Source organism: Pseudorhodoplanes sp., assembly GCF_046289595.1.
In the GTDB taxonomy this organism is placed as follows: Bacteria; Pseudomonadota; Alphaproteobacteria; order Rhizobiales; family Xanthobacteraceae; genus Pseudorhodoplanes.
Genome location: NZ_JBKBVB010000118.1, coordinates 1 through 13560, shown reverse-complemented (window position 1 = coordinate 13560; position 13560 = coordinate 1). Strand labels below are relative to the sequence as shown.

Below are 13560 nucleotides of genomic sequence, written 5' to 3'. Positions count from 1 at the left end.
CGCGACCCGTCCGCAGGACTTGCGCGCGGGCGATCCGCGCCCTCTGATCGTGATCGATCCCGGCCATGGCGGTCCCGATACCGGCACCAAGGCCGGTGGCGGCGAGATCATGGAAAAGAACGTGGTGCTGGATTTCTCGCTGACGCTGCGCGATCAGCTGGAAAAGACCGGGCGCTACCGCGTGGCGCTGACGCGGACCGACGACACCTTCATCCCGCTCAACGAGCGGGTCCGATTCGCGCGCCAGCGCCAGGCCGACTTGTTCATCTCCGTGCATGCCGATGCGCTGCCGAAGTCGGAAGGCGACGTGCAGGGCGCGACGATCTACACGCTGTCCGACACTGCCTCCGATGCCGAGGCCGCCAAGCTCGCCGAGGCCGAGAACCGCTCCGACATCATCGCCGGCATCGATCTCGCCCAGGAGCCGGACGACGTCGCCGATATCCTGCTCGATCTTGCCCATCGCGAGACCAAGACATTTTCACATGCCTTTGCGCGGCTCCTGGTCGGTGAGATGAAGAGCAGCGTGCGGCTGCACAAGAAGCCGCTGAAATCGGCGGGTTTCGTCGTGCTCAAGGCGCCGGACGTACCCTCGGTGCTGATCGAGCTCGGCTACATGACCAACCGGCAGGATCTGAAATTATTGACGTCGGAGGCTTGGCGGGGACGGGCGGCACAGACCATGGTCAAGGCTGTGGACCATTTTTTTCGAACCCGGATCGCAGGGGCGGAGGCCGCGGCCGGCCGACGCTAGGCGGGCAGCGAAAAGCCTCAGTTTCGACATGAAAAACGGCGACCAAGGCCGGGTGGGGTGCTGTAAAATCAGCAAAATTTCCGGTATGGTGTTTTGCGGTATTACGTGCGCCGCCGGCGGCCTGTGCCGCCCCAGTTCGCCCCGATTTGCGCCAATGGTTGACCCATCATGAGACTGATGCTTCGGTTTTTCGGCTTCCTGTTCGCCGCCGGAACCATCCTGTTCCTGGTCGGGGTCGCGGGGGTGGCGGGAATGATGTGGCATTTCTCCAAGGATCTGCCGGATTATTCCCAGCTGCAGGATTACGAACCGCCGGTCATGACCCGGGTGCATGCCAGCGACGGGTCGCTGGTGGCTGAGTATGCGCGCGAGCGGCGGCTCTATCTGCCGATCCAGGCGGTGCCGAAACGGGTGATCCATGCCTTTCTGTCCGCCGAGGACAAGAATTTCTACGAGCATGGCGGCCTCGATTTTGTTGGCATGATGCGCGCCGGCATCGTGTTCGTGCAGAATTACGGCACCGGCCGCCGTCCGCAGGGCGCCTCCACCATCACCCAGCAGGTGGCGAAGAACTTCCTGCTGACCAATGAGGTGTCGCTCGACCGCAAGATCAAGGAGGCGCTGCTCGCGATGAAGATCGAGCGCGCCTATACCAAGGACAAGATTCTCGAACTCTATCTCAACGAAATCTATCTCGGCTTCTCGGCCTACGGCATTGCCGCGGCCTCGCTGTTATATTTCGACAAGTCGGTTCACGAACTGACCGTCGCCGAGGCTGCCTACCTCGCCGCCCTGCCGAAGGCGCCGTCCACGCTGCATCCTTTCCGCCAGCGCGAGCGCGCCACCGAGCGGCGCAATTACGTGATCGATCGGATGGTCGAGAACGGATACATCAAGGCCGAAGACGGGGAGGCTGCGAAGAAGTCGCCGCTGGCCGTGACTGCTCGACCGACCGGCTCGCATATCTTCGCTGCCGAATATTTCGCCGAGGAAGTGCGCCGCGAAATCTATGATCGCTACGGCGAGAAGAAGCTCTATGAAGGCGGGCTGTCGGTGCGGACCACGCTGGACCCCAAGCTGCAGCAGCTCGCCCGCAAGGCGCTGGTCGACGGCCTGATCCGCTATGATGAACGGCAGGGTTATCGCGGGCCGGTGCAGAAGATCGATATCACCGGAGACTGGGGCGTGAAGCTTGCCGAGGTCAAGGCGCTGTCGGATATCGGCTGGCGCATGGCGGTGGTGCTGGAGACCTCCGACCAGTCCGCGCGCATCGGCTTTCAGCCGCCGCGCGAGCCGGGCGGGGCGGTGGTGCGCGAGCGCCGGGTCGGCATCGTCCCGCTGGACGGTGTGAAATGGGCCAAGCCCGCATCCGGCGCGCAGCGCGGCCGCGTGCCTGCCAAGGTCAACCAGGTGCTCGAACCGGGCGACGTGATCTATGTCGAGCCGCTGGAGGCCAAGGACAAGGATAAGGATGGGCAGGAGGTCCAATATCGCCTGCGCCAGGTGCCTGAAGTCAGCGGCGCCATCACCGTGATGGATCCTTGGACCGGCCGCGTACTGGCCATGGTCGGCGGCTTCTCATTCGACCAAAGCCAGTTCAACCGCGCGACGCAGGCGCTGCGGCAGCCCGGCTCCTCGTTCAAGCCCTTCGTCTATGCCGCCGCGCTCGACAACGGCTATACGCCGTCGACCGTGGTGATGGATTCCCCGATCTCGATCAATCAGGGGCCGGGCGCGGGCGTCTGGACGCCGCAGAACTATTCGGCCGGCAAGTTCTATGGCCCGCAGACCCTGCGCTTTGGTATCGAATATTCCCGCAATGTGATGACGGTGCGCCTGGCGCAGGACGTCGGCATGCCGCTGATCGCCGAATATGCCAAACGTTTCGGCGTCTACGACGACCTGCCGCCTTACCTGTCCTTCGCACTGGGAGCCGGAGAAACCACGACGCTGCGCATGACCGCGGCCTATTCGATGTTTGCCAATGGCGGACGCCGCATCAAGCCGACCCTGATCGACCGCATACAGGATCGCTATGGCCACACGATCTACAAGCACGACCAGCGTGAATGCCGCGGCTGCGAGGCCGACCGCTGGGCGAACCAGCCCGAACCGGTTCTGATCGATCGCCGCGAGCAGGTCATCGACCCGATGACTGCTTATCAGATCACCTCGATGATGGAAGGCGTCGTACAGCGCGGTACGGCAACGGTGTTGCGCGAAGTCGGCAAGCCGATCGCCGGCAAGACCGGCACCACCAACGAGGAAAAGGACGCCTGGTTTGTCGGCTTCTCGCCGGATCTGGCGGTCGGCGTCTATATCGGTTTCGACCGGCCGAAGCCGATGGGCCGCGGCTCGACCGGCGGTCAGCTCGTGGCGCCGGTCGTGCGCGATTTCATGAAGGCGGCGCTTGCCGACAAGCCGGCGATTCCGTTCCGCGTGCCGGCCGGCATCAAGCTGATCCGGATCGATCCGAAGAGCGGCATGCGGGCCGGCCCGGGTTCAGAACGGGTGATCCTGGAGGCCTTCAAGCCTGGCACCGCGCCGCCGGACTCGTATTCGGTCGTCGGCTTCTCGGATTCGGAAGGTCGCTCGTTCGAACCCGCGGGCGGGCCGCCGCCGCCACAGGCGCAGCCCCAGCAGCCCACCTTCATCAATCCGCTCGAGCGGCTGTTCCGGCCGGGGCTGGGCGGCTTGCATTGAGCGCGGCATTGCGCCGACCTCTCGTTGCGCAGAAAGGCCAGTCACCGGTTGCACATCAGCCGGTCACTGGCTAAATCCGCTCTGACATTTCCTGGCACCCATCATGCGCGCTGAAACCGAATCTCTCATCGAAGACATCAAGCGGTCCGTCGGGCTGCTGAGGAGGCATCTTTGACGTCGATGCCTCGAACGCTCGCCTGGCCGAACTGAACCAACTCGCCGAAGATCCCAATCTCTGGAACGACCCCGAGCGCGCCTCCAAGGTGATGCAGGAGCGCAATGCTCTTGAGGACCAGCTTGGCGCGATCGGCCGGATCGAACGCGAGCTGGAGGACCAGATCGGCATGATCGAACTTGGCGAAGCCGAGAAAGATCAGGTTGTCGTCGCCGAAGCCGAGCAAGCGCTCGCCAAGCTCAAGACCGAGGTTTCGCGTCGCGAACTCGAAGCGCTGCTCGCGGGCGAGGCCGACGCCAACGATACCTTCCTTGAAGTGCATGCCGGCGCGGGCGGCACCGAAAGCCAGGACTGGGCGCAGATGCTGCTGCGCATGTTCGTGCGCTGGGCGGAGCAGCACGGTTACAAGGTCGAATATCTTGAAGAATCGCCCGGCGAGGAGGCCGGCATCAAGTCGGCGACGGTCAAGATCAGCGGTCACAATGCCTATGGCTGGCTGAAATCGGAGAATGGCGTGCACCGGCTGGTGCGCATTTCCCCGTTCGACTCCAATGCGCGCCGCCACACCTCGTTCGCCAATGCGCGCGTCTACCCGGTGGTCGACGACCGGATTGTCATCGACATCAAGGAATCCGATGTGCGGGTGGATACCATGCGCGCACAGGGCGCCGGCGGCCAGCATGTCAACAAGACCGATTCCGCGGTCCGCCTGACCCACATTCCGACCAATACTGTCGTGGCCTGTCAGAGCGACCGTTCGCAGCACAAGAACCGCGCCAAGGCCTGGGATATGCTGCGCGCCAAGTTGTATGAGGCGGAATTGAAGAAGCGCGAAGAAAAGGCCGCCGCAGAACAGGCTGCCAAGACCGACATCGGCTGGGGCCACCAGATCCGCTCTTATGTATTGCAGCCCTATCAGATGGTGAAGGATTTGCGCACCGGCGTCTCGACCTCCGATACCGCGGGCGTGCTGGACGGCGATCTCGATCAGTTCATGGCTGCAGCGCTGGCGCAGAAGGCATTCGGCGGCGGACCGGAGAAGGTGGAAGACGTCGAGTAAGACCGCGGGCTGAGGGGGCCGGCCACCGATCGCCAACCATTTCGTGCGGCACCGATTGACGCATATACGCCGCGTGGCACAGCGCGGCGCTGTGCATTACTTTTCGCAAATTGCGCCAGAGCAGAATTGCGGCACAAGCATCGCCGGGGCGGGCCAAGGTGGGGCATTGCCCTACTGATGCAGCCCCTGAGGCCCGCGCCGGCAACCCGTTCGCGTGTCTTTAGCCGCTACACCCCGGGCCGAACGATCCCACCGGCGATCATCGCGGCATCCTGCATCGGTGGCTCCATTGTAACCTCCGTGCTTGTGGCGTTAACGCGAGTAAGCGTGAATCATCCGCACCAGAAGTCAAGTCACGAAACGTCGCAATGTGGACGACCGGTCGGAGACGGACCGCATCTTCTCAATATTGTTGGGAACTCAGCGCGGTTCCGTCGGGGACACGCCGCGATTGCGGCAGCGCACGGCGCGGCGAGCGCCAACGACAGAAACAGCTTTCGCTCTGCATGTACGGAAACTTCCGCGGAACATCCAATTCAGCTCAAGGTTGATGCGGCACCGGGCGCCTGCCGTGCGCCTTCGCAATCAAACTGCCGGAGATCGGGCCATGCCAGGACAGAGCAAGACGCTAGAAGACCTCTTCCATGAAGTGCTCAAGGATATTTACTACGCCGAGCGCAAGATACTTTCGGCGCTACCGAAGATGGCCAAGGCCGTCAAATCGAACGAACTTCGGGCGGCCTTCGAAAAGCACGTCAAGGAAACCGAAGGGCAGGTTCAACGGCTTCAACAGGTGTTCAAGATCATCCGCCAGGAACCCAAGGGCAAAACCTGCCAAGCCATTCTGGGCCTTGTCGAAGAAGGCGAGGAAATGATCGAGGAGTTCGCGGATTCGGTGGCGCTCGACGCCGGCCTGATCGGCGGTGCGCAGGCTGTCGAGCATTACGAGATCGCCAGATACGGTACGTTGATCGCCTGGGCCGAGCAGCTCGGCATGTCTGAGGTCGTAAAGCTGCTTCAGCAATCGCTGGACGAAGAAAAGATGACCGACCGCTCGCTGACGAAGCTCGCTGAAACGGCGATCAACGCGTGTGGGATGAAGGAGGCCGCCGAGTGAGGCCAAGGCCCATGGGCTGCCGCAAGGGCGTCCATGGGCCGACCATGCCGTTGATTGTCAAAAGCCGCGCAAAGCCAAGCTTAGTGCAGTCCGAGACGGATTCCGGCGCGCAGATATTTCTGCGGATCCACGGCTTCGCCATCGACGCGGGTCTCATAATGCAGATGCGGTCCTGTCGAGCGTCCGGTGGAGCCTATCTTGCCAATAACCTGGCCGGTCTTGACCATTTGACCGACCTTCACGTCGATCGCGGACAGGTGCGCGTAACGCGTGGTCAGGCCGTTTCTGTGTTCGATCTCGATCATCTTGCCGTAGCCGCCATTGTTGCCGGCCATTGTGACTTTCCCGTTGGCCGTGGCGCGCACCGGATCGCCGGTATCGCCGCGCATGTCCAGGCCGGTATGCATCGCGGGCGCGCGCAGGAATGGATCGACGCGCATGCCGAATCCCGAAGACATATCGATCTCGCCGTTGACCGGCTTGCGAACCGGCACATCCTGTAGCGTGCGGTTCAAGCGGTCGACCTGGGTGCGTGCGAGGTTGAGGCGGTAAAGTTGCCGCTCGAAGCTCTTCTCGTCGGAGGCGATATTGGCAGGCACGAAAGGCCCGCCGACGGCGCCGGATGGTGGAGGCACCGGTGCGGCCTTGCCCGGATTGATGCCGAGATCGGAAAGCACGCTGCGCATACGGCGCGCGCGCGCTTCGAAATGCTCTTCAACCAACGACAGCGATTGGGTCTGTTTGGCGGCAATTCGCTCCAGCGATTCCTGCATGCGCGCCAGGGTGCCGTCCACGCCGCTGCGCATTTTGGCTGCGGCGCGAAGGTTGACTGTCGGTGCGGTGCGCGATTCAAGTCTTGCTTCGCGGTCGGGCGGAGCCTGGAAAATGACTGTGTCGTTGATCGGTGATGGCTTGGGTACCGCTCCGCGCACGGGGTCGCCGCTGCGGGCGCCCCTCGGAATTGAGCCCGTCGTGGTGAAATCGGGCAGGGAGTTGAGCGTCGCGGCGCGCTGTTCGAGGATGGCCTGCTTGCGGACCAGCGCTTCCAGCTTCTGCTCGAACTGCTCCTGGTCGAGCAACTGGCGGCTGGTGATTCGGTCGACCTGGGCGCGCAGCTCGGCAATCCGATCCTCGTAAGCGTATTGCATCTCAACCTGACGGGCGAGCAGGCGCTTCAGAACATCGTCGTGAAAAGCGAAATAGGTGCCGGTCAGCACCGACCATCCAGCCATCACGACGAGACTGCCGACCACGATCCAAAAGGCCACCGGCCCGAGCCGCACCTGACGCCTGCCATGAACCAGTGTGTAGTCTGAGGTGGCAGTCCGTACAGCCTTAGGTCCCGGTTGCGGCGGGCGCGCCTGGGAAGGGCGGGACTGAGCCGCGTTAAGGTGCGAGGGGTGCGCCTGGGGCTGGCGGCTGGGGTGAGGATAGGCACCGTGGCTACGGTCTTTTGGGTACTCGTAAGCCCAATAATCCGCTGGCTGAGCCTGTTCGGGATGTGGCGAATGCGACCGGTAGGACATAGACGCTCCCCGCCAGTCCCGTCGGCGGGCCGGCGCTGTACAGCGCCGATTTCAGTCCGCTATGGTTAATTTTCCGCAAATAATTGCCCGTTAGAGCCTCTATAGTATTTTCGCTGCGGCCAGGACCTCTTCCGCATGACCGGGCACTTTGACGTTCTGCCAGAGCTTCGCAATCCGTCCATCCCGGTCGATCAGCACGGTCGTCCGCTTCACACCCATGAAGCTGCGGCCATACAATTTCTTTTCACCCCATACGCCGTAAGCGCTGAGCATTGCATGATGTTCGTCCGACAGCAGCGGGACGGAGAGATCGTGCTTTTTGGCGAAGCGGGCGAGCGCCGGCACAGCGTCGGCGGACACCCCGAGCACCGCGGTTCCGGCCTTGGCGAAATCCTTCTTGAGCCGGGAAAAATCCACCGCCTCCCTCGTGCAACCGGGAGTATCGGCTCGAGGATAGAAATAGATCACAAGTTTGCTTCCCGCGAAGTCGGCGAGCGAGATCGGGACGCCGGCGGCGTCGGGGAGCGTAAAGCCGGGGGCCTTTGCGCCTTCGACCAGTGCTTTTACCATATGCCTTCCTTTCGACGCTTTCCGCGGCTCAATCTCACGGTGAGCACACGCCCCGGGGCGAAGGTGGGGGAGCACCCGTGCGGGCCTGTTCGGCCCGACCAGGTCAACCAGTCTGGCGACGTTAGCGGCGCTGGCGATACGGACAAGGGGACGTCCGACCCGGCATGACCAAACCGGATTTGCGCCTACAGGGACTGCAAGGTCTCGAAGAGACTCTTCGCGACCACCGCAAAACCTGTGGCACCGACTTGAAGTCGCGCGCGCTGCGCGCCTGGCTGCTTGTCCGGCGTCAGTTCCGCAAGCGGCTGGTGCGGCGCATCGGCTTGCCGGTCGCGGGGGCGGTGGCGCTGGTCGCTGTCGTGTTCGCTGGGCTGTGGCTGCGGCTTGCCCTTGGGCCGATTCAGATCGATTTCGTGTCTCCCTGGATTGCTTCGGCAATCGAACAAAATCTCGGGCGCGCCCATCGGGTCGCTATTGGAGGCACGCAAATCGAGCGCGACGAAAGCGGCCGGACCGCAGTGCTGATCCGCGATATGCAGGTACGCGACAGCGACGGTTTAGTCGTTGCGACCGCGCCCAAAGCTGAAGTCGCGATATCAAGTGCCAGCCTCCTGCGCGGAGATATTCAGGCGCACCGGGTGAGCCTTGTGGGCGCGGAGCTGTCGATCCGCATCGAGGAGGATGGACAGATTTCCATCTCGACCGGAGCCGACAAGCGGCCGCTCGCGGTGACGCCAGCGGTGGTCAAGGCGGCCCCGGCTCCGACGAAAACGAGCGATGCGCCGGGTCAGTCGCTGGCCTCCACCGGAGCCGAGCGATTCATCGGCCTGATTGCCTGGCTTGACCGGATCTCCAACGAAGGCTTGGACGGCGACGGTCTTGGCGAGATCGGGCTGAAGAACGGCACGCTCAAGGTCGACGACCTGCGTACCGACAAGCACTGGGTGTTCGAACAGATTAATCTCAGTGTGAACCGGCCAGGCCGGGGCGTTAGTATCCGGCTCAGTTCAGATGACGAGGCGCGCCCCTGGGCGCTCGCGGCCTCGGTCCGACAAATCGGGGTCCAACGCCGGCTGGTGAGTGTGGATCTCAACCGGGTCTCAACCAAGGATCTGTTTCTGGCGACGCGCATCGGCAGCGGGCAATTCCATGCGGACATTCCCTTGTCCGGTGCGATCCGTGCCGAAATCGGCCCCGATTCCCTGCCGCGCCTGGTCGAGGGCAAGATCGTCGCGGGGGGCGGGCTGATCGGCGATCCGGCCGATATCGGCGGGCATTTCCATCTCGAACGCGGCGAGTTCACGCTCGACTGGGACGCGGCGCGGCGCAATCTGCTGGTCCAGTCCCAATTTCTTGCGGGGTCAAACCGCTTCACGCTGCTCAGCCGTTTCGACGCGCCGGCGGTTTCGCGCGAGCCGTGGCGCGTGACCGTAACGGGCGGCTCGATCGTGCTCGCCGACGGCGTCAACGATCGGCAGCCGGTTGTCCTGAACAAAATCCTGCTGCGCGCCCATCTCGATCTCGATCGTCAGCGTATCGAGCTTCTGCAGGGCGACATTGCCGGGGCCGGCATAGCCGGATTTCTCAATGGCAGTGTTGAATTCGGCGCCGAACCCCGCCTCGCCGCGGGGATTGCGGTCACACCGATGTCGGCGCCGGTAATGAAAAAGGTTTGGCCGGTTTTCGTTGCCACAAAGGTGCGCAATTGGGTGGTCGAGAATGTCGAGAGCGGCGACATCGAACGGATCGACATCGCCACAAATTCTCCGATCGACAACCTGAGAGAGGATGGGCCGCCAATTCCCCATGATGGTCTCTCCGTGGACATCACGGTGCGCAATGCCACGATCCGCCCGGTGGCCGGGATGCCGCCGATAACGGAAGCGGACCTCAAGACCACCATAAAGGGGCGCCGCGTTACGGTGATGGTCGGGCGCGGGTTCGTCGATCTCGGCGGCGGACGCCGGCTGACGGTCAGCAATGGCGTTTTCGAAGTTCCCGACACGCACCCGAAGGCGCCGCCCGCACGTGCGCAATTTCGGATCGATGGGCCGGTTCCGGCCGCGCTCGAATTGCTGGCGAGCGAACGGTTGCGTGGTCAGGCTGCGGTGCCGATGGACTCGTCAAACAGTCGCGGCAATCTCAGCGGGCAGGTCACGGTCAATCTGCCGATCACCCGGGATCCGCCGCCCGGTGCGACGCAATATGCGATTACCCTCGATGTCGCGGGTTTCGCGGCCGATCGGATGGTGATGGGGCAGAAGATCGAGGCCCAGGCTCTTAAAGTCAGCGCCGACAATCTCGGTTACCAGATCAAAGGCGATGTCCGCATCAACGGCGTTGCGGCCTCGCTTGACTATCGCAAGGCCGCGGAGAGCGCCGAGGCCGACGTTCAGGTGCGCGCCACTCTCGACGATGCGGCGCGCGCCCGTTTCGGATTCGCCACCGGCTCTGCACTGGCAGGGCCGGTACCGATCAGGATTTCCGGCAAGATCGCCGACAACAAGGATGTCCGCCTGTCGGTCGAGGCCGATCTGACTCCGGCCAAGATCGAGAATCTGCTGCCTGGATGGGTCAAGCCGCCCGGCCGGCAAAACCGCGCGACCTTCACGGTCCTGACCGACGACAAGGGTACGCGTTTCGACGACATCGTGATCGACGGCGCGGGCGTCAATGTGCGGGGCAATGCCGAACTTGACGACAAGAGTGAACTCATCTCCGCGCATTTTCCGGTTTTCGCGCTGTCCGATGGCGACAAGATCAGCGTCAAGGCCGAACGCGGCCCCGATAACGCGCTCAGAGTCTCGCTGCGTGGCGACGTGTATGACGGTCGCAATTTCGTCAAGGCGTTCTTCGGGAGCGGCGAGAGTAGCGAAAAGCCCAAGGACAACCCGATCGACCTCGATGTCGACATGCGGCTTGGCGTTATTGCCGGTCACAATGGCGAAGCGCTGCGCGGCGTCGAGATGCGGATGGCGCGGCGCGGCGGGCAGATTCGCAGCTTTGCGCTGAAATCGGCGATCGGCCAGAACGCCTCGCTCACCGGAGAGATGCGGGCCTCCGTGCAGCGGAAGAACATGCTGCATTTCGAGACCCAGGATGCCGGTGCGCTAATGCGCTTCACCGACACTTACCCGCGCATTCAGGGCGGGCAAATGGCGGTTGCAATGGAGGTGCCGACGCCGGATCAGGCTCCGCAGGAGGGCATTGTCAGCGTCCAGAACTTCGCCGTGCGCGGCGAGCCGAAACTAAGTGCGGTGGTCGGCGGTCAGAACGATACGCGCGGCGTCGATTTTAACCGCATGCGCGTCGATTTCACCCGCACGCCGGGCAGGCTGCTGATCAAGGAAGGCATCGTTCAAGGGCCTGTGATCGGCGCCACCATCGAAGGTACGATCGACTACGCCAAGAACGACGTCCGCATGCGCGGCACCATCGTGCCGCTCTATGGCATCAACAATCCGATCGGCCAATTGCCGCTCGTCGGCGCCTTTCTCGGCGGACCGAAAGAGGGCTTGTTCGGGTTCACCTATCAGGTCGTCGGCCCGCCCGGTGCTCCGGTGCTGAATGTCAATCCGGCATCCGGGCTGATGCCGGGCTTCCTTCGCAAAATTTTCGAATTCCCCACCGCACGGCCTCTGGAGCCGATCGAGGCGTCTCCGGGCCTGCAGACGATCCGTTGAGCCGGCTTCTCAGACGGGCTTGAGGAGCACATGCTTCTTGCGGCCAAGCGATAGCTTGATCACCGCCTGCGGCGTCAGATGGCCGGCGCCGAGCGACAGCTTTTCGTCCGTCACGGTTTCGTCGTTGACCTTCAATCCGCCGCCCTTGATCTGGCGTCTGGCTTCGCTGGTCGAGGCCACGAGCCCGGCCTGAACGAAGGCGTTCAGCACGCCAAGCCCCTTATCGAGATCGCCGGCGACGATTTCAACGGTCGGCAGGTGTTCGGCGAGCGCGCCTTCCTCAAAGGTGCGGCGCGCGGTTTCCGCCGCCTGTTCTGCGGCCTCGCGGCCATGCATCAGCGCGGTTGCCTCGGTGGCCAGCGCTTTCTTTGCCTCGTTGATTTCCTGACCCTGCAACATGGTGAGACGGGCGATCTCATCGAGCGGCAGCACCGTGAACAGCTTCAGGAAGCGTTCGACATCGCCGTCTTCGGTGTTGCGCCAGTATTGCCAGTAGTCGTACGGGCTCACCAGGTCGGCATTCAGCCAGACCGCTCCGGCCGCGGTCTTGCCCATCTTGGCGCCGGACGACGTTGTGATCAGCGGCGAGGTCACCGCGAACAGCTGCGCATTCATCAGGCGGCGACCGAGATCGATGCCGTTGACGATGTTGCCCCATTGGTCGGAGCCGCCCATCTGCAGCACGCAACCATAGCGCTTGTGCAGTTCCACAAAGTCATAGGCCTGCAGGATCATGTAGTTGAATTCGAGGAAGGAGAGCTCCTGCTGGCGCTCGAGCCGCAGCTTCACCGAATCGAAAGACAGCATCCGGTTGATCGAGAAATGCCTGCCGACGTCACGCAGGAAGTCGATGTAGTTGAGCGTATTCAGCCAGTCGGCATTGTTCGCCATGATGGCGTCGCCGGGCTTGTCGCCGAACTTGAGGAATTTCGAAAAGGTCGCGCGGATACTGCGCAGATTTTCGTTGATCGTCTCCTCGGTAAGGATTCTGCGGCTTTCGTCCTTGCCGGACGGGTCGCCCACGCGGGTGGTGCCGCCGCCCATCAGTGCGATCGGGCGATGGCCGGTCTGCTGCATCCAGTACAGCATCATGGTCGGCAGCAGGTGGCCGACATGGAGCGAGGGCGCGGTGCAGTCGTAACCAATATAGGCCGTGATCTGTTTCGACGCGGCCAAGGCGTCGAGCGCCTCGGGTTCCGAGACCTGATGAATGAAACCGCGTTCCGATAGAACGCGCAAGAAATCCGACTTGAACTGGCTCATCGAACCGCCCGCAGATACCCACCCGGTTGGCTGGATCGGGCCGTCCCCAGGACGGGCCGCTCCGCCCGCCCTTCTCGCCGGGATAACCGTTTAGAGAAAGGCGAGGGTGGTGTATCAGGTCCGTCCGGGGATTGAAACAAGGGGCGGGCGGTTGCGGACCTACCGGGCGATCGGGCTGATGAGTGGTACGTCGATGGACGGAATCGATGTCGCCATGATCGACACGGACGGCGAGACGGTCTCCAGGTTCGGGCCGGCGGCGCTGCATCCCTATCGGGAGGATGAGGTCGCGCTGCTGCGCCGGGCGGTCGAGGAAGCGCGCGGCTTGAGCGACCGCGATTCACGTCCGGGCGTGCTGGCGGACGCCGAGCGGATGGTGACGACGCTGCATGTCGGCGCGGTCCGCGTTTTTCTCGACGCCAATGGCATCGATCCCGCGACCGTCGACGTCGTCGGGTTTCATGGCCAGACCGTGCTGCACCGGCCGGAGCAACGTCTTACTGTGCAGATCGGAGACGGGCAGGTGCTGGCGGATGGAACCGGGATCCGCGTGGTCTACGACCTGCGCGCCGCCGATGTCGCCGCCGGCGGACAGGGCGCGCCGCTGGTGCCGGTCTATCACCGGGCGCTGGCCGCGATGCTCGACCGGCCGCACCCGATTGCGATGCTGAACATCGGCGGGGTCGCCAATGTGACCTTTATCAATGGC

The 13560-nt window shown here is 63.3% G+C and carries 9 protein-coding genes; 6 read left to right on the top strand and 3 right to left on the bottom strand.

The genetic code is table 11. The features are described 5' to 3' along the window. From ACK41X_RS19250 to ACK41X_RS19235, 4 genes are all read left to right on the top strand, one after another. A partial coding sequence (locus tag ACK41X_RS19250) for an N-acetylmuramoyl-L-alanine amidase (RefSeq protein WP_409726606.1) occupies positions 1-754 on the top strand: 754 nt, incomplete at its 5' end. Between the two features lie 168 nt (positions 755-922). Beyond that, a complete protein-coding gene (locus ACK41X_RS19245) occupies positions 923-3457 on the top strand; it encodes a penicillin-binding protein 1A (protein ID WP_409726604.1) in 2535 nt (844 codons plus the stop codon). Between the two features lie 103 nt (positions 3458-3560). Further along, a protein-coding gene (gene prfB, locus ACK41X_RS19240) for a peptide chain release factor 2 (RefSeq protein ID WP_409726602.1) occupies positions 3561-4692 on the top strand; the annotation gives its coding sequence in 2 pieces (ribosomal slippage) (positions 3561-3629 and positions 3631-4692; 1131 coding nt in all). Between the two features lie 607 nt (positions 4693-5299). After that, the gene (locus ACK41X_RS19235; RefSeq protein ID WP_409726600.1) at positions 5300-5809 is read left to right on the top strand and encodes a ferritin-like domain-containing protein; all 510 of its coding nucleotides are present in this window, start codon (positions 5300-5302) and stop codon (positions 5807-5809) included. Between the two features lie 80 nt (positions 5810-5889). On the opposite strand, the gene ACK41X_RS19230 is transcribed toward ACK41X_RS19235, so the two are convergent. After that, positions 5890-7335, bottom strand: a complete 1446-nt coding sequence (locus ACK41X_RS19230; RefSeq protein ID WP_409726598.1) for a peptidoglycan DD-metalloendopeptidase family protein — start codon at positions 7333-7335, stop codon at positions 5890-5892. Between the two features lie 99 nt (positions 7336-7434). Further along, positions 7435-7980 (bottom strand): thioredoxin-dependent thiol peroxidase, encoded by a 546-nt coding sequence (gene bcp, locus ACK41X_RS19225; RefSeq protein WP_409726596.1) that lies wholly within the window; start codon positions 7978-7980, stop codon positions 7435-7437. 89 nt (positions 7981-8069) lie between these two features. Here bcp and ACK41X_RS19220 point away from each other — a divergent pair, with 89 nt between their 5' ends. Next, positions 8070-11588: a DUF3971 domain-containing protein gene (locus ACK41X_RS19220; protein WP_409726594.1), complete on the top strand. Its 3519-nt coding sequence runs from the start codon at positions 8070-8072 to the stop codon at positions 11586-11588. A 9-nt stretch (positions 11589-11597) separates the two neighbouring features. Here ACK41X_RS19220 and tyrS read toward each other — a convergent pair whose 3' ends face one another. Next, positions 11598-12851, bottom strand: coding sequence for a tyrosine--tRNA ligase (gene tyrS / locus ACK41X_RS19215; protein ID WP_409726592.1), 1254 nt, complete (start codon positions 12849-12851; stop codon positions 11598-11600). Between the two features lie 151 nt (positions 12852-13002). Between tyrS and ACK41X_RS19210 the strand changes: the two genes are divergently transcribed. Next, a partial coding sequence (locus ACK41X_RS19210; RefSeq protein ID WP_409726590.1) for an anhydro-N-acetylmuramic acid kinase occupies positions 13003-13560 on the top strand: 558 nt, incomplete at its 3' end.